20 protein-coding genes and 1 tRNA gene are annotated in these 19,450 nt (G+C 70.6%); 8 read left to right on the top strand and 13 right to left on the bottom strand.

Annotated features, from left to right (window positions below):
• Window positions 1-23 precede the first annotated feature (23 nt).
• Complete coding sequence (locus OG959_RS22780) at window positions 24-1,073, bottom strand: aldo/keto reductase (protein ID WP_326661185.1); 1,050 nt, start codon at window positions 1,071-1,073, stop codon at window positions 24-26.
• A 109-nt stretch (window positions 1,074-1,182) separates the two neighbouring features.
• Here OG959_RS22780 and OG959_RS22775 point away from each other — a divergent pair, with 109 nt between their 5' ends.
• Window positions 1,183-1,599, top strand: a complete 417-nt coding sequence (locus tag OG959_RS22775; RefSeq protein WP_326661183.1) for a MerR family transcriptional regulator — start codon at window positions 1,183-1,185, stop codon at window positions 1,597-1,599.
• Between the two features lie 297 nt (window positions 1,600-1,896).
• Here the strand turns inward: OG959_RS22775 and OG959_RS22770 are convergent.
• The 7 genes from OG959_RS22770 to galU form a co-directional block, all read right to left on the bottom strand.
• Window positions 1,897-1,970, bottom strand: a tRNA-Ala gene (locus tag OG959_RS22770).
• Window positions 1,971-2,068: 98 nt separating this feature from the next.
• Window positions 2,069-3,244 carry a divisome protein SepX/GlpR gene (sepX, locus tag OG959_RS22765; RefSeq protein WP_326661181.1) on the bottom strand — a complete coding sequence of 392 codons (1,176 nt, stop codon included), beginning with the start codon at window positions 3,242-3,244 and terminating at the stop codon, window positions 2,069-2,071.
• Between the two features lie 169 nt (window positions 3,245-3,413).
• Complete coding sequence (locus OG959_RS22760; protein WP_306070414.1) at window positions 3,414-4,031, bottom strand: GNAT family N-acetyltransferase; 618 nt, start codon at window positions 4,029-4,031, stop codon at window positions 3,414-3,416.
• A gap of 17 nt (window positions 4,032-4,048) precedes the next feature.
• Window positions 4,049-4,564 (bottom strand): MogA/MoaB family molybdenum cofactor biosynthesis protein, encoded by a 516-nt coding sequence (locus OG959_RS22755; protein ID WP_326661177.1) that lies wholly within the window; start codon window positions 4,562-4,564, stop codon window positions 4,049-4,051.
• On the bottom strand, window positions 4,561-5,061 hold the full coding sequence (gene moaC / locus OG959_RS22750) for a cyclic pyranopterin monophosphate synthase MoaC (protein ID WP_326661175.1): 501 nt from the start codon (window positions 5,059-5,061) through the stop codon (window positions 4,561-4,563). The genes OG959_RS22755 and moaC overlap by 4 nt, the downstream gene beginning before the upstream one ends.
• Window positions 5,062-5,184: 123 nt before the next feature.
• Window positions 5,185-6,495: a molybdotransferase-like divisome protein Glp gene (gene glp, locus OG959_RS22745; RefSeq protein WP_326661173.1), complete on the bottom strand. Its 1,311-nt coding sequence runs from the start codon at window positions 6,493-6,495 to the stop codon at window positions 5,185-5,187.
• A gap of 4 nt (window positions 6,496-6,499) precedes the next feature.
• Complete coding sequence (gene galU / locus OG959_RS22740) at window positions 6,500-7,402, bottom strand: UTP--glucose-1-phosphate uridylyltransferase GalU (protein WP_219572692.1); 903 nt, start codon at window positions 7,400-7,402, stop codon at window positions 6,500-6,502.
• A 107-nt stretch (window positions 7,403-7,509) separates the two neighbouring features.
• Here galU and OG959_RS22735 point away from each other — a divergent pair, with 107 nt between their 5' ends.
• On the top strand, window positions 7,510-8,097 hold the full coding sequence (locus tag OG959_RS22735; RefSeq protein WP_326661171.1) for a 5-formyltetrahydrofolate cyclo-ligase: 588 nt from the start codon (window positions 7,510-7,512) through the stop codon (window positions 8,095-8,097).
• 29 nt (window positions 8,098-8,126) lie between these two features.
• Here OG959_RS22735 and OG959_RS22730 read toward each other — a convergent pair whose 3' ends face one another.
• Window positions 8,127-10,877: a penicillin acylase family protein gene (locus tag OG959_RS22730; RefSeq protein WP_326661169.1), complete on the bottom strand. Its 2,751-nt coding sequence runs from the start codon at window positions 10,875-10,877 to the stop codon at window positions 8,127-8,129.
• Between the two features lie 276 nt (window positions 10,878-11,153).
• On the opposite strand from OG959_RS22730, the gene OG959_RS22725 reads away from it, so the two are divergent.
• The 6 genes from OG959_RS22725 to OG959_RS22700 all read left to right on the top strand — a co-directional run bounded on the left by OG959_RS22725 (window position 11,154) and on the right by OG959_RS22700 (window position 17,394).
• Entirely contained in the window at window positions 11,154-12,716 is a 1,563-nt protein-coding gene (locus OG959_RS22725; RefSeq protein ID WP_326661167.1) for a potassium/proton antiporter, read from the top strand.
• Between the two features lie 304 nt (window positions 12,717-13,020).
• Complete coding sequence (locus tag OG959_RS22720; RefSeq protein ID WP_326661166.1) at window positions 13,021-14,307, top strand: MFS transporter; 1,287 nt, start codon at window positions 13,021-13,023, stop codon at window positions 14,305-14,307.
• A 203-nt stretch (window positions 14,308-14,510) separates the two neighbouring features.
• Window positions 14,511-14,885 (top strand): FmdB family zinc ribbon protein, encoded by a 375-nt coding sequence (locus tag OG959_RS22715; RefSeq protein ID WP_326661164.1) that lies wholly within the window; start codon window positions 14,511-14,513, stop codon window positions 14,883-14,885.
• Window positions 14,886-15,003: 118 nt separating this feature from the next.
• Window positions 15,004-15,837, top strand: coding sequence for an S-methyl-5'-thioadenosine phosphorylase (locus tag OG959_RS22710; RefSeq protein WP_148019146.1), 834 nt, complete (start codon window positions 15,004-15,006; stop codon window positions 15,835-15,837).
• A gap of 345 nt (window positions 15,838-16,182) precedes the next feature.
• Complete coding sequence (locus OG959_RS22705; protein WP_326661160.1) at window positions 16,183-16,749, top strand: hypothetical protein; 567 nt, start codon at window positions 16,183-16,185, stop codon at window positions 16,747-16,749.
• 123 nt (window positions 16,750-16,872) lie between these two features.
• Complete coding sequence (locus OG959_RS22700) at window positions 16,873-17,394, top strand: MscL family protein (RefSeq protein WP_326661158.1); 522 nt, start codon at window positions 16,873-16,875, stop codon at window positions 17,392-17,394.
• A gap of 25 nt (window positions 17,395-17,419) precedes the next feature.
• Here OG959_RS22700 and OG959_RS22695 read toward each other — a convergent pair whose 3' ends face one another.
• The 4 genes from OG959_RS22695 to OG959_RS22680 form a co-directional block, all read right to left on the bottom strand.
• On the bottom strand, window positions 17,420-17,629 hold the full coding sequence (locus OG959_RS22695) for a hypothetical protein (RefSeq protein WP_148019148.1): 210 nt from the start codon (window positions 17,627-17,629) through the stop codon (window positions 17,420-17,422).
• A gap of 129 nt (window positions 17,630-17,758) precedes the next feature.
• Window positions 17,759-18,136 (bottom strand): hypothetical protein, encoded by a 378-nt coding sequence (locus OG959_RS22690; protein ID WP_326661155.1) that lies wholly within the window; start codon window positions 18,134-18,136, stop codon window positions 17,759-17,761.
• Complete coding sequence (locus OG959_RS22685; RefSeq protein ID WP_326661154.1) at window positions 18,133-18,846, bottom strand: Rieske (2Fe-2S) protein; 714 nt, start codon at window positions 18,844-18,846, stop codon at window positions 18,133-18,135. Before OG959_RS22685 ends, OG959_RS22690 begins: the two co-directional genes overlap by 4 nt.
• Entirely contained in the window at window positions 18,843-19,445 is a 603-nt protein-coding gene (locus OG959_RS22680) for a 4Fe-4S dicluster domain-containing protein (RefSeq protein ID WP_136327991.1), read from the bottom strand. The genes OG959_RS22685 and OG959_RS22680 overlap by 4 nt, the downstream gene beginning before the upstream one ends.
• Window positions 19,446-19,450 lie beyond the last annotated feature (5 nt).

Raw genomic sequence — 19,450 nt, 5'->3', positions numbered from 1 at the left:
CCACCGGACCCGCCCCGCCGCCCTCAGGCTGCGGCGCGCTCGGCGAGCGGGCGGCGGCGCAGCGCGGTCTCGGTCAGCGTGCGCGGCGGGAACGAGGCGGCGGGGTTGTACAGGTTCGTCCCGGGCGGCACGATGGCGTCGATCCGGTCGAGCGTCGCATCGTCCAGGGTGAGCGCGGCACCCTTGAGCAGGTCTTCCAACTGCTGCATCGTCCGCGGTCCGATGATGGCCGAGGTGACGGCCGGGTGGGCCACGGTGAAGGCCACCGCGAGCTGTGGCAGGGTGCAGCCGATGCTTTCCGCCAGTTCGACAAGCTGTTCCACGGCGTCGAACTTCGCGGCGTTCGCGGCGACCGCGGGATCGAAGTTCGCCGGCCGGATCGCGGCCCGGCCGGTCCCCAGGTCCGATGGCCTGCCCTTGCGGTGCTTGCCGGTGAGGAACCCGAAGGCCAGGGGACTCCAGACCAGTACGCCCATGCCGTAGCGCTCGCAGACCGGCAGCAGCGAGGACTCGATGCCGCGGGCCAGGATCGAGTAGGGCGGCTGGTCGGTACGGAAGCGGCCCAGGCCGCGGCGCTCGGACACGTGGTGCGCCTCGACGATCTCCTCGGCCTGGTAGTTCGAGCAGCCGAACGAGCGGATCTTCCCCTGGCGCACGAGGTCGTCGAGGGCGGAGAGGGTCTCCTCGATGTCGGTCGTGTGGTCGGGGAAATGGATCTGGTAGAGGTCGATCCAGTCGGTGTTCAGGCGCCGGAGGCTGCCCTCGACCGCCTTGAGGATCCACCGCCGGGAATTTCCACCGCGGTTGGGACCCTCACCCATCGGAAAGTGGACCTTGGTGGCGAGCACGACGTCGTCACGACGCCCCCGCAACGCCTTGCCCACGATCTCCTCGGACTCGCCCCGCCCGTACATGTCGGCGGTGTCGACGAAGTTGACGCCCTGGTCGAGGGCGGTGTGGATGATGCGGGCGCAGTCGTCGTGGTCGGAGTTGCATCCTTCCTGGAACATCATGGTGCCGAGGCAGTGGACGCTGACCTCGATGCCCGTTCTGCCGAGCGTGCGATAGCGCATGGCGGTGCTCCCCTACTGGCCGATCACGCAGGACGACGGAAGCGTCGGCCGCACGAGGCACCCTAGGAACTAGAGTCCCCTCTAGATCAACCCCGTTACCCTGAGCGGCATGGTCGAGGTCCCCACGAGTCTGAGCATCGGACAGGTCGCCGAGAGCACCGGTCTGAGCGTGCACGCCCTGCGCTTCTACGAGCAGGAGGGCCTCTTCGTCAACGCAGTGCGGCGCGGCCCCGGCGGACGCCGTGTCTACGGCCAGGACGACGTGGACTGGCTGACGGTCTGCATCATTCTCCGCGCCTCAGGCATGCCCCTGACCGTGCTTCGCCGCTACACCGACCTGGTCCGAGAAGGCGCCGGCAACGCGGAAGAGCGGCTCGCGCTCATGCGTGAGCACCAGGAGAGGGTCACGGCCCAGATCGGCCGGCTCACCGAGTCCCTGGACCTGATCAGGTTCAAGGTCGGGGTGTACGAGGACCTTGTCGACCAGGGCGATGCCGCCGTCGAGCAATGCTACGGACCCGCCTGAAGAACCTGGAAACGTGGGCCGGCCGGAACGCTCCTCATGCGCGTCCCCAGGACCATCTGGGACCCCAGCAGCACAGGCCGGGATCAAGCACGCCCGCCCACAGCCCGGAAACGCCTCACGCACCCGAACCACCCCGAAACATCAGGCCGACGACCGCCAGGCAACCGCCTCCGGCACCGATCGCGCTCGGATCACTCCTCGAACCGACCCCGGAAACGCCAAGATCCCGCCCGATCAATCAGATCGGACGGGATCTTGTGAACTCTTCCTGAGTTGACTCAGGAACAGTCGTGCAGGTGGACCTGTGGGGATTTGAACCCCAGACCCCCTCGATGCGAACGAGGTGCGCTACCAGACTGCGCCACAGGCCCTTGCAACGAGTGAAACTTTAGCACCCCGACCGGGGTGCTCGGAAATCCATTCCGCGCTGGTCAGCCGAGCCGGTGTCGCAGCGGGCGGGGTGGCCGTCTCACTCGTTGGCCGCGCGGGGGCGGTCGTCCTCGTCGTACTGGTCGAAGAGCGGGGTCCGGCCGCGGTCGCGGGCGCGGCGGGACTGGGCGGAGCGCTGGCGGGGCGCCGGGTCCACCGGGGGTGCCGCGGGCTGCGGGGTGGCGGGCTGGGCGGGTTCGGCGGAGGAGGAGCGGGCCGCGCTCCAGGTCTCCGGGTTGCCGACCTCGATGCCGCCCGTGGCACGCGGGGCGACCGGGGCCGTGACGTAGGTGGGCAGCGGGACCGGGACGGGCTCCCAGCTGTCGCCCTGGACCCGGCCGCGCTCACGCTGCTGGTCGACCCATTCCGCGTGGTCCGTCTGCTCGACCAGGGCGCGGCGGCCCGCCTCCTGCGGGGAGACCGTGGGGGTGGGCTCGGGTGCGGGGTGGCGGGCTTCGGGGTCCTCGTCGGCGTCGGCGGGGGCCGTCGCGGCCGGCTGGTGGCGGCGCGGGCGGCTCTCGCGGAGCCGCTGCGCGGCGACCTCCGCCCGGCGCCGGTCCATGGTGAAGGCGAACCTGCGACGCTCCTGCGCGCGCAGATGCACGATGTACGTGCTCAGCAGCACGGCGGGGACCGCCGGTGCCCAGAGGAAGCGAAGGCCTCCGACCGCCGCGACGACCGCGCCGAGCGTGAAGCCGAGGAAGAGGACCACGGTGGTGCGCCGGCGGCGCGCGAGGACCTGGAGGCGCTGTGCACGCCGGGCGCGCTCCGCGTCGATTCCACCGGGGCGCGGACGCCGGGTGGAGGCGGGTGCGGGGGCGGAGGAATCGAGGGAGGGATCGGGGCGGTCGCGCGCCGGGCGTTTCTGCGCCGCGCGCTCCTGGGCGGAGTGCTCCGGCGTACGAGCCGGGTCGTGGACCCGGGCCTCGGTGTGCGCCGGAGGCGCGGAAAAGGCCCGGACGTCGACGGAATCCATTCGGTCCGTGACTACATCCGGGTCGGCGTCGGGCGCCGCCTCCTCGTCGGTGCGCTCCCGCAGCTCCTTGGCGTACCGGCGCTCCATCGCCGCCCGTCCGGACAGCAGCCGGATGGCGGTGCTGAAGCGTTCCGTCGGACGGGCTTCGTTGAGCTCGTCCTGCCTGCGGAGCCACATCGGTACCAAGTAGGCGGCCCAGGCCCCGACAATGACTGCGTAGATGAGGCCGCTGCTGCTCACATCTCACACCGTAGAGGGGTTTGCCTGGAGGCATCCGCCAATTGGCGCGGTGTGTCGCACGATCCGGCTGATATCACGGACTTTTTTTGTGATTGTTCGGATCAACAGTCGGCGTTTGCGCGTCCGTTAGCGGTCATCGCCCGATCAATTTCGAACAGATATTTCATTCTTAGCGGTACTCCGGCCGCTCGGGGCGCTCCGGACGCGCCCGGCGCCACCTCCGGAGCAGGCCGTCGGGCACCTCCTCCGCGGTGAGCGCGTAGATCAGGTGGTCCCGCCAGGCGCCGTCGATGTGCAGATAGCGGGGCCGGATCCCCTCCTCGCGGAATCCGAGTTTCTCCACGACCCGTCGGCTGGGCCCGTTCTCGGGGCGAATGCACACCTCGATGCGGTGCAGTCCGACCGCGCGGAAACAATGGTCGACGGCGAGGGCGACCGCGGTCGGCATCACGCCCCGGCCCGCCACCTCCTGGTCCACCCAGTAGCCGACGTGGCCCGAGCACATCGAACCCCAGGTGATCCCGGCCACCGTCAACTGACCGACCAGACGGCCCTCGTACTCGATGGCGAACGGCAGCATCCGGCCGGCGTTGGCCTCGGATCGCAGATGGCGGACCATCTGGCGGTACGTGGGGCGCTGGGCGACCGGTCCGCCGGGGGCGGGCGGGGGCACGGTCGCCTCCCAGGGGCGCAGCCAGTCCCGGTTGCGCCGGTTGACCTCGCGCCACATGCGCTGGTCGCGCATCTTTATCGGCCGGAGGGCGACGTCGCCGTCCACCAGGATCACCGGCCAGGTCGGGACGTTCAGCTCGGGCTCCCCGGTCGGGGGTGATCGCCGCCGCGGAGTTGGTCGACGGCGTGCACCAGGAGTCGGCTCAGGACCGCGAGCCCGTCGCGCACCCCGCCGGTGGAGCCTGGCAGGTTGACGACGAGCGTACGTTCTGCCACCCCGGCCACACCGCGTGAGAGCGCGGCCGTGGGGACCTTGTCCCGGCCCTCCGCGCGGATCGCCTCGGGGATGCCGGGGACCTCGTAGTCCAAAACGTTGGCCGTGGCCTCGGGAGTCTGGTCGGTGGGCGAGACACCCGTACCACCGGTGGTCACGATGACGTCGTACGCGGCGGCCACCCCGTCCCGCAGCGCCCGCTCGACCGGTTCGCCGTCGGGCACGACCCGCGGCCCGTCGACGGTGAAGCCCAGCCCGGCCAGCGCCTCGACGATCAGCGGGCCGCCCTTGTCCTCGTAGACCCCGGCGGAGGCCCGGTTCGACGCGGTCACCACGAGGGCGCGGTAGCCGGAATCCGTCACCCGGGCGCTCATGCGTCCGCCCCGGCCTGCGCGGTGCGGCGGTAGTCGCCGGACTTGCCGCCCGACTTCGCCTCGACCCGGACGTCGGTGATGACCGCGGCCTTGTCGACCGCCTTGATCATGTCGACGACCGTGAGCGCGGCGACGGACACCGCGGTCAGCGCCTCCATCTCCACGCCCGTGCGGTCCGTGGTCTTCACGGTCGCCGTGATCTCCACCGCGTCGTCGGCCACGGCGAGGTCGACCGTGACGCCGGAGACGGCGAGGGGGTGACAGAGCGGGATCAGGTCCGGGGTGCGCTTGGCCCCCATGATCCCGGCGATGCGCGCGGTGGCGAGGGCGTCGCCCTTGGGAACCCCCTCGCCCCGGAGCAGCTCGATGACACGCGGGGAGACGAGGACCCGGCCGCTGGCCCGGGCGACGCGCGCGGTGACGTCCTTCGCGGAGACGTCGACCATGCGGGCGGCCCCCGCCTCGTCGATGTGCGTCAGCCTGTTCTGCGTACTCAACTAACTCCGCCTAGCGGTAGGGCGCCGGTTGCCCCGGGTGCTGCACCGGGGTGCAGGTCCGGGGTCCGGGGGGTGTCCCCCGGAAGGCACAGCGGCAGATACCGTACCGCCACCGGGCGCCGGTCAGCGGAGCAGGATCACCTCGGTGTCCGCGCCGGGCTCCGCGGAAGTGACGTCCTCGGGCAGCACGATCAGCGCGTCCGCCTGGGCGAGAGCCGCGATGAGATGCGATCCGGAGCCGCCGACGGGGGTCACGGTGCCCGCTTCCGCGTCGTACGTCCCGCGCAGGAACTGCCGCCTGCCGGCCGGCGAGGACAGGGCCTTGTCGGTGACCAGCGAGGCCCTGGCGGTCGGGCGGTTCACGTCGGGCAGGCCCATCAGGGTGCGGATCGCCGGTCGTACGAAGAGTTCGAAGGAGACGTAGCTGGAGACCGGGTTGCCCGGGAGCGCCAGGAGCGGGGTGTGGTCCGGGCCGATGGAGCCGAAGCCCTGCGGCTTGCCCGGCTGCATGGCGAGCTTGCGGAAGTCGACGCCGCCGCCGGGCTCGTCCTCGTCGCCCACGGAGGACAGGGCCTCCTTGACGACGTCGTACGCGCCCACGCTGACGCCGCCGGTGGTGACGACGATGTCCGCGCGGATCAGCTGGTCCTCGATCGTGGCCCGGAGTGTCTCGGCGTCGTCGGAGACGGCGCCGACCCGGTAGGCGATCGCTCCGGCCTCACGCGCGGCGGCCGTCAGCGCGAAGCTGTTCGAGTCGTAGATCTGGCCGCCGGTCAGCTCCTCGCCGGGCTGCACCAGTTCGCTGCCGGTGGAGATGACGACGACGCGGGGGCGGGGCCGTACCTTGACCGTCGAGCGGCCGATCGCGGCGAGCAGGCCGATCTGGGGCGGCCCGATCACCGACCCCGCGCGCAGCGCGAGGTCGCCCGGCCGTACGTCGCTGCCGCGGGCCCTGACGTGGGCGCGGGCCTCCGCCGGGCGGTGGACGCGGACCTCGCCGGCCGCGCCCTCGGGGGCGTCGCTGTGGGCACGCATCGTGGCGGCGGGACCTTCGCCCGTGCCGCCGTCGGTCCACTCCACGGGGACCACGGCCTCGGCGCCGGCCGGGAGCGGGGCGCCCGTCATGATGCGGGCGGCCTCCCCCGGCCCCACGCGCTGGTCGTCGCTCAGTCCGGCGTCGCCCGCCGCGACGTCCCCGATGACGGTGAGGACGGCGGGGAACTCCTCGGTGGCGCCCTCCACATCGGCGACGCGGACCGCGTACCCGTCCATCGAGCTGTTGTCGAAGGGCGGCAGGGCGATCTCCACCACGACGTCCTCGACCAGGACGCAGCCCTGGGCCTCGGGCAGTTGCAGCTCGATGGGTTCGAGCGGCCTCACCGCGGCAAGGATGTCTTCCAGGTGCTCGTCCACCGACCAGATCGTGCTGCTCAAGGTGCTACATCTCCTCGGTGACGTAACTGCGGAGCCAGGTCCGGAAGTCCGGGCCCAGGTCTTCACGTTCGCACGCGAGTCTGACAATGGCACGGAGGTAATCGCTCCGGTCACCGGTGTCATAGCGGCGGCCCTTGAAGACGACGCCGTGCACCGGGCCGCCCGCCTTCTCGTCCTCGGCGAGGAGCTGGAGGGCGTCGGTCAGCTGGATCTCGTCGCCGCGGCCCGGCTCGGTCCTGCGCAGTATGCCGAAGACCGCGGGGTCCAGGACGTAGCGGCCGATGATGGCGAGATTGCTGGGCGCGTCGGCCGGTTCGGGCTTCTCGACCAGGCCGGTGATCCGCATCACGTCGGCCTCGGCGGTCGGTTCCACGGCCGCGCAGCCGTACTGGTGGATCAGTTCGGGCGGGACCTCCATGAGCGCGATGACGCTGCCGCCCTCGCGCTCCTGGATCTCCACCATGCGGGAGAGCAGCGGGTCGCGCGGGTCGATCAGGTCGTCGCCCAGAAGGACCGCGAACGGCTCGTCGCCGACGTGCGGCTCCGCGCACAGCACCGCGTGGCCGAGGCCTCTCGGGTCGCCCTGGCGGACGTAGTGCATGGTGGCGAGATCGCTCGACTCCTGGACCTTGCGCAGCCGTTCCGCGTCGCCCTTGCGGGTCAGCGCGGACTCCAGCTCGTAATTACGGTCGAAGTGGTCTTCCAGGGGGCGCTTGTTGCGACCGGTGATCATCAGCACGTCGGAGAGTCCGGCGGCGACCGCCTCTTCGACGACGTACTGGATGGCAGGCTTGTCGACGACAGGCAGCATCTCTTTGGGAGTGGCTTTGGTGGCCGGCAGGAAGCGGGTGCCGAGGCCCGCCGCCGGGATGACAGCCTTGCTGATCCCGTGGTTCGACTGAGTCATGCGCAGAACCTTAACGGTCACGCATGGGCGGAAGATGAGGCTCCGGTTAACTTTGTACTCAAATATGCCGGTAAGAGAGATCTATGGGTGCCCCGTTGAACACCGACATGTCCGCAAAGACACTACTGAGGCGTGAACTGCTCGCCGCGCGACGCCTTCTGACCGGCGAGGACGTCGAGCGGGCCGCCACGGTTCTGGCTCGTCGCGCGCTGGAACTCCCGGAGGTCGCGGGGGCCCGCACCGTCGCCGCGTATGTCTCGGTGGGGAGCGAACCGGGGACCCGCGCCCTGCTGGACGCGCTGCGCGCGCGGGGCGTACGCGTCCTGCTGCCGGTGCTCCTGGCGGACAACGACCTGGACTGGGCGCCGTACGAAGGCGCGGAGGGCCTCAGGAAGGCCGGGCGCGGACTGCTGGAGCCCGCCGGGGCGCCGCTCGGCCCCGACGCCGTCCTGGAGGCCGACGCGGTGCTGCTGCCGGGCCTCGCCGTGGACGGGCGCGGGATGCGGCTCGGCCGCGGCGGCGGCAGCTACGACCGGGTGCTGGCCCGCCTCGCGGCGGCCGGGGCGCGCCCCGCGCTGATCGTCCTGCTGTACGACGACGAGGTGACCGCGCGGGTCCCGGAGGAACCGCACGACCACCCCGTGGACGCCGTGGTGACACCGGCCGGCCCGCGGCGCTTCGGCGACGGCCCCTGAAAGGTCCGTCGAAGCGCCGCGGCCCGCCCCTACGGCTTCAGCGTTAGCGTGTCCTTCGTCGCCCCGGCCACCGCGTTCGTCCCGAAGGACCAGTCGAGCAGTTCGCCGTTGACCCACTTGTCGGTCTGGTCGGTGTAGTGCGCGCTGAACGCGTGCCCGGAGGCGCCGGTGAGGTTGATCCAGCGGGACTTGTCCCAGTCCCCCACGTTGACGACCATCCGCATCGAGGGGACCCAGACGACCTCGTAGCCGCCGGCCGCGTTCCAGCCGGTGGCGTTCACCGCGGCCTCGCCGCCGCCGAGGTTCCAGGGGCCGCGGTTGAGCACCCGCTGAAGCAATCCGGGGCCTTCCGTGCCGAGGGTCTGGTTCTTCAGGGTCAGCTGGTGCAGCCGGCCCCAGCTCCACGTGGTGATGTCCTTGCCGAGCTTGGCGGTCAGCTCCCAGCGGGCGTCCTCCATGGCGCGGGCGAAGAGCTCCTCGCGGTTGTCGGTCGCCCGGTCCTTGCGGTTCGCCGGCGCCTTCCACCAGGCGCTGTCCGGCTTGTCCATGAGGTTCGCGACCACCTGGTACCAGCGGTCACCGCCGTCCGGCTGCGCCGAGTCGGCGTCGCGCTGGCCGCATTCGCGTACCAGCCGGTCCTGCTCGTCGACCGGACCCGAGCTCTTGGCCGGGGGCACGTTCAGGCACTCGCCCTCGACGCGCATCTCCTTGGGCAGCTTGTCGCCGAAGGCCAGCTTGAGGATGTTGCGCCAGACCGCGTTGAAGTACGCGGCGGCCGCGGAGTCGGCCTCCTGGGTGTAGTCCCAGCCCTCCAGCAGCTTCTGCGCCTCGCGGATGTCCTTGTCCGAGATGTTGATCTTCATCAGCTCGGGCACCAGCAGCGCGGCGATCTCGCTGGTGTTGTCCATCTGCATCTTCTGCATGTCTTCGGTCGAGATCTTCCCGCCGCCCTTGATCTTCGACTCGATGAGGTCGTTGATCCGCTGACTGCGGCTGCCGTAGCCCCAGTCCTTGGTGAGCATGTTCGGGTACGTGTCCTCGTCGATCACGGCCTGGTTGGCGGTGACGATGAAGCCGCGCGCCGGGTCGTACTCGTAGGGCAGCTCGTCGAACGGGATCGGGTCCTTCTTCCAGCCGTACGACGAGGACCAGCCGGGGCTGGGCATCGTGCCGTCACCGGCCTTGCGGACCGGGATCTTCCCCGGCGCCTGGTAGCCGATGTGGCCCTTGGTGTCGGCGTAGATGAGGTTCTGCGAGGGAACCTCGAAGTGCTCGGCCGCGGCGCGGAAGGAGGTGAAGTCCTTGGCCCGGTTCAGCTCGAAGACGGCGTCCATGGAGTGACCCGGCTCCAGCGCGGTCCACTTCAGCGCCACCCCGTAGCCGTCCGCCCGGTCGGGGGCGGCATTGCTGACGGGGGCCTTCTGGCCGACCTTCTCCAGCTCGCCGCTGCGGTCGGAGACCAGCGGGCCGTTGTTGGTCTCGCGGACGGTGATGTGCCGGCTGTCGCCGCCCGCGACCTTGATGGTCTCCTCGCGGACGGTGAACGGCTTCACCTTGCCGTCGTACAGGTAGCCGTCGCCCGAGACCTTCTCCAGGAAGAGGTCGGTGACGTCGGCACCGAGGTTGGTGAAGCCCCAGGCGATGTCCTGGTTGTGACCGATGATCACACCGGGCATGCCGGAGAACGTGTAGCCGGCGGTGTCGTACTTGCAGGTCGCCGAGACGGCGCGGCAGTGCAGCCCCATCTGGTACCAGAGCGAGGGAAGCTGCGGCGCCAGGTGCGGGTCGTTGGCGAGCAGCGGCTTGCCGGTGGTCGTGTACTTGCCCGCGACGACCCAGGAGTTCGACCCGATGCCGGTGCCGTTGGGGCCCAGCAGCGCGGGGATCTCGTCAAGGGTGTCGGAGAGCGCGCCGAGCTGGGAGGTGAGGCCCTCGGTGGCACCCTCGGCGGTCGCCGAACCGATGCCGTCGGACGGTGTCGCCTCCGGGTCGAACTTCCCGGTGGCCGGGGAGATCCCGCCCTCACCGACGATCGGCTTGTGCTTGTCGTACGGGTAGGCCGGGTACAGGTCCTCGATCTGGTCCGCGTCGAGCCGGCTCGTCATCAGCGAACGGTCGATCTCGTCCTGCATGTTGCCGCGCAGGTCCCAGGCCATGGCCTTCAGCCAGGCGACCGAGTCGACCGGGGTCCACTCGGTGGGCTTGTAGTCGTTGGTGAAGCCGAGGGCCGCGTACTCGACGGAGATGTCCTTGCCGTCGCGGTCCTTGAGGTAGGCGTTCACGCCGTCCGCGTACGACTGGAGGTTCTTCTTCGTCTCGTCCGACAGGACGGTGTCGTACTCCTCCTGCGCGACCTTGCGCCAGCCCAGCGTGCGCAGGAAGGCGTCCGTCTCGACCTGGCCGGAGCCGAACATCTCGGAGAGCCGGCCGGCCGTCATGTGGCGGCGGACGTCCATCTCCCAGAAGCGGTCCTGCGCCTGGACGAAGCCCTGGGCGCGGAACAGGTCGGCGTCGGAGTCCGCGTAGATCTGCGGGATTCCGTAGCTGTCGCGCTTGACCTCGACGTTGCTGTCGAGTCCGGTGAGCTGGATCGTCCCGTTGGTCTGCGGGTACGAGGCGCGCACAGTGGATACGGACCAGTACGTTCCGTAACCGATACCCGCGACAAGCGCCAGCACCAGGACGATCACGATCAGGCGGGCGCGTCGCCCCTTCTTCTTGCGCGGCCCGCCGCCGGCGGAACCGGTGGAGCCGGAAGAGGCGGTTGTGTTGGCGGGCATCGCTGTCCTTCGAGGGGCAGGGTGGTCCTGGGAGTGCAGGAGCAACCATAGGCGCAGCGTCGAGGCCACTCGGACGCGGTATCGGGATGGCTCGAATTGCGTAGCGATCGTACGAATACTCGAACGCATCAAGAAAACGTTAAAGATTAGGTAAGGTAACGAAGTACCGGCCACCGGAAGTCGATCCGGCAGGCGTACGCAGGGAAGGACCGGCCACTGACTGTCCACGCGCTCAACGAACTCCTGCTCGTCTGCTCGCTTGTCCTGCTCGTCGCGGTGGCGGCGGTACGCATCTCGTCGCGCAGCGGGCTCCCCAGCCTGCTCCTGTATCTCGGCATCGGGATCGCCATGGGGCAGGACGGGTTCTTCGACGTCAAGTTCGACAACGCCGAACTGACGCAGGTGATCGGCTACGCGGCCCTGGTCGTGATCCTCGCCGAGGGCGGCCTCGGCACGAAGTGGAAGGAGATCAAACCCGCGCTGCCCGCGGCCGTCGTCCTCTCCCTCGTCGGCGTCGGCGTGAGCGTGGGCGTGACCGCGGCCGGAGCGCACTACCTGGTCGGTCTCGAATGGCGGCAGGCGCTGATCATCGGCGCGGTCGTCTCCTCCACGGACGCCGCCGCGGTCTTCTCCGTGCTGCGCAAGGTGCCGCTGCCCGCCCGGATCACCGGCGTCCTGGAGGCCGAGTCCGGCTTCAACGACGCCCCCGTGGTGATCCTCGTCGTGGCCTTCTCGACCGTGGGACCGGTCGACAGCTGGTACGTGCTGGTCGGCGAGATAGCCCTGGAGCTGGCGATCGGCGCCGCGCTCGGCATCGCGGTCGGCTGGCTCGGCTCGTACGGACTGAGGCATGTGGCGCTGCCCGCCTCGGGTCTCTACCCGATCGCCGTGATGGCCATCGCGGTGTCCGCGTACGCGGCGGGCGCGATGCTCCACGGAAGCGGATTCCTCGCCGTCTACCTCGCCGCGATGATCCTCGGCAACGCCAAACTCCCGCACTGGCCCGCCACCCGCGGCTTCGCAGACGGACTCGGCTGGCTGGCCCAGATCGGCATGTTCGTCCTGCTCGGACTGCTGGTCACCCCGCACGACCTGGTCGACGACTTCTGGCCCGCCGTCGTGGTGGGACTGGTGCTGACCGTGGTGGCCCGTCCGCTGGAGGTCTTCATCTCGCTGGCGCCCTTCCGGCTGCCCTGGCAGGAGAAGGCCCTCATGTCCTGGGCCGGGCTGCGCGGCGCGGTGCCCATCATCCTGGCGACCATTCCCATGGTGTCCGGAATCGAGGGCTCCACCCGGGTCTTCAACATCGTCTTCGTCCTCGTCGTCGTCTACACCCTCATCCAGGGACCGACGCTGCCCTGGCTCGCGAAGGCCCTCAAGATCGCCGACGATCCCTCCGAGACGGCCGACCTGGGCATCGAGTCGGCGCCCCTGGAACGACTGCGCGGCCATCTGCTCTCGGTCGCCATCCCCGCCAAGTCGAAGATGCACGGCGTCGAGGTCGGCGAACTGCGGCTGCCCGCCGGAGCGGCGGTGACGCTGATCGTCCGGGACGGCAAGAGCTTCGTACCCGCGCCCTCGACCGTGCTGCGCCGCGGCGACGAACTGCTGGTCGTGACGACCGACCCCGTACGCGACGCGACCGAGGTCCGGCTGCGCGCTATCGGTGAGGGCGGCAAGCTGGCCGGCTGGCTGGGGACCGGCGGGAACACCGCCGACGAGACCCTCGCCGGACCGAACGTGGCCAACGCGCTCAAGGCGGTCAAGAAGCTGGGCAGGACGGACGACCACCGAAAGCACGACGGCCGGGCCGCCCGGGATGCCAAGGCGCACCACTGAGGACACAACCGTGTTCACAGGCCAAAAGGGTCGAGTTGGACACAATCACAGGTACTTGAGGGCTCTTGCCTGTAGCATGAAGAAAACCTAGATCGACCTATTTGATCCACCAACTCTGCCTGACGCAGAGCTGGCGCGACCGTATGGCGGTCGTGGCGTCCTCCGCCTCTGCTGCGAGCGCCCGGCATCTACCGCAGTTCCGCGCGAAGAGGACAGCTCTCGGCAGCTCCTGACCGGGTCCGCACCCACGTGCCGGCCGGGTACCGCAGGGGCACGGCCACCAGGCGGCAGAAAGGCAAGGACCGTGGCGTCCACGGTCTCCGACCGCCCCGGATACGGGCAGTTGCTGCGCACCCCCGGTGCGTGGACCTTCCTCCTGCCGGGCTTCGCCGCACGGCAGCCCTTCGCGATGCTGACCATCGGCATCGTCCTGCTCGTCCAGCACACCACCGGTTCGTACGGCAGCGCCGGCGCCGTCGCCGCCGTGACCGGGGTCTCCATGGCCCTGTTCGCTCCGCAGACCGGCAAGCTCGCCGACCGCTTCGGCCAGCGCGCCGTGCTGCTGCCCGGCGTCCTCGTGCACACGGCCTCCGTCTCGTGCCTGACCGCGCTCGCGCTGGCGGACGCCCCCATGTGGGCGCTGTTCGCCGCGGCCGTTCCGGCAGGTGCGTCCGTCCCGCAGATCGGACCGATGGTCCGGGCCCGCTGGGCGGCCGTGCTCGGGGCTGCACCGGGCCGGGAGGCCTCGCCGCTCATGTCGACCGCGGCGGCCTTCGAATCGGTGACGGACGAGTTCACCTTCGTCATCGGTCCGGTCCTCGCCACCGCGCTGTGCACCGGAGTGCACCCGGCGGCGGGACTGATCGCCGAAGCCGCCCTCACTCTGTTCGGCGGCCTGTTCTTCGCCGCGCAGCGTGCCACCCAGCCCGCGGTACGCACCACCGGCACCGCCGGATCACAGCGGCACGTCTCCGCACTGTCCATCCCCGGCGTACGTGTCCTCGCCGTGGCCTTCCTCGGGATCGGCGCGGTCTTCGGCGGGATGCAGGTCTCGCTGACCGCCTTCGCCGAGGAGATCGGCAGCCCCGGAGCCAACGGTCTGCTGTACGGGATCTTCGCGGCCGGCAACATGCTGGCCGGGATCGCCTGCGGCGCCATCGCCTGGAAGACCGGCCCGCGCCGCCGGCTGATCGCCGGGTACGCGGCCCTGACCCTCACCGCGTCGGGCCTGTGGGCAGTGCACTCCGTGCCGCTGCTGGCCGGGCTCGGACTGCTGGTCGGCCTTTCCATCGCACCCGCCCTGATCAGCGGCTACACCCTGGTCGAGGCCCTCGTCCCGGGCTCCGCACGGACCGAGGCGTTCACCTGGCTGACGGGCGCCGTCGCACTCGGCCAGGCGGGCGCGGTGACGGTGGCCGGGAGGCTCGCGGACGCCCACGGCGCGAGCACCGGATTCCTGGTGCCGCTGGTGGGCACCGTGCTGGCTCTGGTGACGTTGGTGGCGCTGCGTTCGCGGCTGGCACCGGCCCGCGCGACCATCACAGCCGCACGCGGCACGGTTCACCGCGACCGTATCGCGGCCAGAGAATGACGTCGTTCCCGAGGAATACGTCACTGTGACTCCTCCGCCACGAAAGGAGGCGGCTTCCCACTCGGGCCGAAGACCCTCATGACGGCCAAGCCCTGACCGCTGCCTTCCGGCAGGTGACAGACATTACTGCAAGCAACAGCCTGCAGGAGCTACTATGGACGACTGTTAGCACTCATCCAGTGAGAGTGCCAGGAGGAAGACAAGTGCCGACCTATCAGTACCAGTGCACCGAGTGTGGCGAGGGCCTCGAAGCGGTGCAGAAGTTCACCGATGACGCCCTCACGGTGTGCCCGAGCTGCGATGGACGCCTGAAGAAGGTGTTCTCGGCGGTCGGCATCGTGTTCAAGGGTTCCGGTTTCTACCGGAACGACAGTCGCGGATCCTCGTCGAGCAGCACGCCGGCCCCGGCCGCTGCGAAGGCCTCGGGTTCCGGATCGTCGTCCTCGACAGGATCGGACGCGAAGTCGTCGTCCTCGTCGTCGACGTCCTCTTCCGGTTCGTCCGGCTCCTCGACGGCGTCTTCCTCGTCGTCCTCTTCTTCTTCGTCGTCCTCGTCGAGCGGTTCGTCGGCCGCCTGAGGCGCCTGCCCGACCGTTTCACCTGGCTTCACCGGGACCCCGCCGATTCACTCGGCGGGGTCCTCGGCGTTTCCCGCCCGGCTGCGTCGCGCGCCGGGCGAACGCCTACTGTGACCGCATGGTGAACGCAGAGATCGGTGTGATCGGCGGTTCGGGGCTGTACTCCTTCCTGGAGGACGTCACCGAGGTACGCGTGGAGACCCCTTACGGAGCGCCGAGCGACTCCGTCTTCCTCGGCGAGATCGGCGGCCGCCGGGTCGCCTTCCTCCCCCGTCACGGGCGCGGCCACCATGTGCCGCCGCACCGCATCAACTACCGCGCCAACCTGTGGGCGCTGCGCTCGGTCGGCGTACGCCAGGTGCTCGGCCCGTGCGCGGTGGGCGGACTGCGGCCGGAGTACGGGCCGGGGACGCTGCTCGTGCCGGACCAGCTGGTCGACCGCACGAAGACCCGTGTCCAGACGTTCTACGACGGGGAGACCCGGGCGGACGGAGTGGCGCCGAAGGTGGTGCACCTGGGCTTCGCGGACCCGTACTGCCCCGAGGGGCGCAAGGCCGCCCTCGCGGCGGCTCGCGGACGGGACTGGGAAGCGGTGGACGGCGGGACGCTCGTGGTCGTCGAGGGGCCGCGGTTCTCGACCCGGGCGGAGTCGCGCTGGCATGCGGCGATGGGCTGGTCGGTGGTCGGGATGACCGGACACCCCGAGGCCGTGCTCGCCCGTGAGCTGGGTCTCTGCTACACGACGATGACGCTGGTGACGGACCTGGACGCGGGCGCGGAGGCCGGCGAGGGCGTCTCCCACGAGGAGGTCCTCAAGGTGTTCGCGGCCAATGTCGACCGGCTGCGTTCGGTGCTCTTCGACGCGGTGGCCGCGCTGCCGGCGGAGGCGGACCGGGGCTGTCCGTGCGCGCATGCGCTGGACGGGATCGAGACGGGGATCGAGCTGCCGTAGGCGCTCACACCTGGGGGCCCACGAGCGGATGAGGTCTCGCAAGCAGGTGGGATCCCGCAAGCGGATGAGGTCCCACAAGCGGGTGGGGCCTCAAACAGGTGGAGCCCCTCAAACAGGTGGAGCCCCTCAAGCGGGTGGAGCCCCTCAAGCAGGTGGAGCCCTTCAAGCGGGTGACGGAGTTTTCCACATCGTGTGGGCCGTCCACAGGGCTCAGCGGGAATCTGGCGGGTGGTGAATCGTGGGTGCTGTCCGGCCGGTCGTCTCCGGCCGCCGGGCCGCTCGATCCGATTCATCCGCACTCGTCCCCCTGTCCTCTGAACTCCCCTACCGCAGGCGGTGTTTGGCATGTCCTCGTACGGATCCCCCTCCCCCCTCTCCGCGCCTCCGTCCGCTCCGCCACCCGGCGGGGTGCCGCCGTTCCCCCCGCTGCGGGTGCGCGGGGGCAGCGGCCACCGGCTGCGGCGGGCGGTGTGGCGGCAGCGGCGGGCGATGGCCGCGGGGCTGGCGCTGACGGCTGCCGCGCTGGCCGCTTCGGGGCTCGGCGGCGGTGAGGCCGGGAGCGGGGACGGGGGCGGGCCGGGCGGCGGGCGCGGTGCGGCCGAAGCAGCCGGAACCGCCTCGCGCCGGGTGCCGCCGCCGGTCCGCCTGGTATCCGCGCCCGTCCGGATCGCCGATGCGGAAACCGTCCGGCTGCTGCGCCCGGGAGACCGGGTCGACGTGATCGCGTCCGAGGGCGCCGGAGCCGGCTCGCGGGTGCTGGCGAAGGGTGCGCGGGTGACCCGGGTGCCGGCGGCGTCCACCGAGGGCTCCACGGAGAACGGGGCGCTGATCGTGCTCTCCGTGCCACGGGCGACGGCCACGACGCTGGCCGGTGCGGGAATCTCGGCCGGGTTTGCGGTGATCCTGTGTTGATTCGCACTGACGAGCCATCACGTCACCTGCCATCAGCCGCGGATGAGGTGAATCTCCCTTGTACTGCCGTAAGTTGCGGAACAGTTGGCTCCTCTTACGGCACAGACGAAGGACGGCTCGGGCGTGAGCGAGAAGAAGAAAGTCAGTCTGCTGGAGGGCTTCAAAGCCTTCCTGACGCGCGGCAACGTGATCGACCTGGCGGTTGCCGTCGTCATCGGCGCCGCGTTCACCAACATCGTGAACGCCGTCGTCAAGGGTGTCATCAACCCGCTCGTCGGTGCGTTCGGAACCCAGGATCTGGAGAACTACAGCTCCTGCCTCAAGGGCCCCTGCGTGACGGACCCGAAGACGGGCGAGGCGACCGAGGGCATCCGGATCCTGTGGGGTTCGGTACTCAGCGCCACTCTCAGCTTCCTGATCACCGCTGCCGTCGTCTACTTCCTGATGGTGCTCCCGATGGCGAAGTACCTCGCCAGGCGGGCCGCCATGCAGGCGGCGAAGGAAGGCGTGCAGGAGACGATGGAGGTGAGCGAGCTGGAGGTCCTGAAGGAGATCCGCGACGCTCTGGTCGCACAGCGCAGCGGCGGCAGCAGTTCGGCGGAGGGGAACCGCGGCGAGGAGCCGGGGCGGGGCGACCTGAAGTAGAACCGCGGTCCGGGCGGAGGCGGGCTCAGACGTGGTGGGGCGGCTTCTCGTCGAGGAAGCGGGCCAGGTCGGCGGCGCTGCCACCGGAGGGGGCCCGCTCACCCCACCCCCGGTCCGTATCGTCCGCGGACTGCTGGTCCAGCGGATCGTCGAAGATCAGTGCCGGCTTGGGCTTCGGCCGGTCCGGCTCGCTCGGCTTCGAATCGCGCGGTCCGGGGGCGGGGGCGGTACTCATACCTCCCAGGGTACGGCCGCTCCGGGGCGGCGGGGACGCCCTGCGCCCGCCTCCGGGCGGGGGCGCCGGCCCGGGCCCTGACACTGACCGGGCGGGGCAGGGGGTCCCCGCCCGGACCGGCGGCCTCGCTCAGCGGTCCTTGGGGTCGAGCCACCACAGGCCGAGCACGACGAGGAACGACAGGCAGAGGAATCCGGCCCCCCACCAGGCGGTACCGGTGTTGCCCTCCATGTACTCGTCGATGATGACCGTGAGCCCCCAGAGCTGCCCGATGACGACGGTCATGGCCAGGGTCAGCCGTGCCGTGAGTTTCGAGGACCGCTCCGGTTCCTGGTCGCTGCCCGCTCCCGGGCCGGGCCCGGTGTGGCGGACGCGCGGGTCGCCGTAACCGCTGGTGGACCGGATCTGCGGGTAGCGCTCGTGGACCGGCCGGTTGAGTTCGGGCCGTGCGCTGCCCGGGTGGTACTCCGGGTAGTGCGGGCCGGGAGGCTGCTGGGCGTCGCTCATGTCCGCCTGCCGGGGGTCTCGGGCTCGGTGGCCCTGGTACGGGAGCTGCCGGCGGCCTCCGGGGCTTCGGCGCCCCCGCGGACTCCGGGGCAGCCGATCCGGGAGGCGAGGTCCGGGCGGTCGTCGCCGAGCTGGCGGCACAGCCCCTTCTCGATGCTCTCGCCGGAGCGGGTGGTGCCGACGGCCCAGATGCTGCCGTCCGTCTGCTCGGTGAGGACGACCTTGGGCAGTCCGCGGGGCGGCGGTCCGGCGGTGACCTCGCCGCTACGGGCATCGAAGACGCCCTCGTGGCAGGGGCAGTACAGCTCCCCCTCGGAGCCCCGGTCCTTCCGCCACAGCACGGCGCAGGCCAGGTGGGTGCAGATCGCCGAGTAGCCGACGAGGGTGCCGTCGTCGAGCCGGACGGCGACGGCCTTGTCCTCCTCCTCCGGGTAGCTGAAGGCGAGGGACTCCCCGGGCAGCAGCTGGGAGCTGATCCGCTTCGGTGCCGGGGCCTTGTCGTCATCGGGGTCGCCGTGGCGCGGCAGCATGCCACCCGCCACGCCGAGTCCGCCGACCGCTAGGCCGCCGGAGACCGTGGCGACGATGCGGAGGTAGTCCCGGCGGGTGGTGAGGGAGTCCGCGGCGATCCGGTCGTGCAGGGCCTCGCGCGGGTCCCCGGAGGACGGTTGCCGCGGGTCCCCGGGGGACGGCTGTTCGGTCACGGTCATCGGCGGACGTCCTTCCCGTTGATCTCCACGACGGGCAGGCCGCCGGGCACCGGCCACTGGACCCGGTCGGCGGGCACGACCATCGCGACTCCGGTGCGGACCTCGGTCTCGCCGAAGACGAAGGTGTCGGCGACCTGGACGCCGGGACGCTCGGCCTGGAGTTCCTCGACGGTTCCGTAGAAGAGCGCCCCGGTCGGGCAGACGGTGGCGCACATGGGGGCGAGACCGTAGGCGGTGCGGTCGTAGCAGAGGTTGCACTTCATCTGCAGCTTCGCCTGGAGGTCGATCTTCGGTACGCCGAAGGGGCAGGCGTTGACGCAGTTGGCGCAGCCGATGCAGCGGGTGGTGTCCGCCTGCTGCACCACCCCGTCCGCGGTCACCAGGATCGCGTCGGCGGGACAGACCTCGGCGCAGGGGGCGACAGGGTCCTCGCAGTGCATGCAGACGGTGGGAAGGGAGGCGACGGACTGGCCCTCGTCGGTGTAGTCGAGGTGGATCATCGACTTGCCGCGGTGGGAGTCGCATTCCCGGCAGGCGGAGACACAGGCCTGGCAGCCGATGCAGCGCCCCGGGTCGATAAAGATCGTTCTGCCCATCATGCGGG

Source organism: Streptomyces sp. NBC_00385 (assembly GCF_035917155.1).
Taxonomy (GTDB): Bacteria; Actinomycetota; Actinomycetes; order Streptomycetales; family Streptomycetaceae; genus Streptomyces; species Streptomyces poriferorum.
The sequence above is the reverse complement of the archived record's forward strand: the minus strand, read 5'-3'. Positions and strand labels throughout refer to the sequence as shown.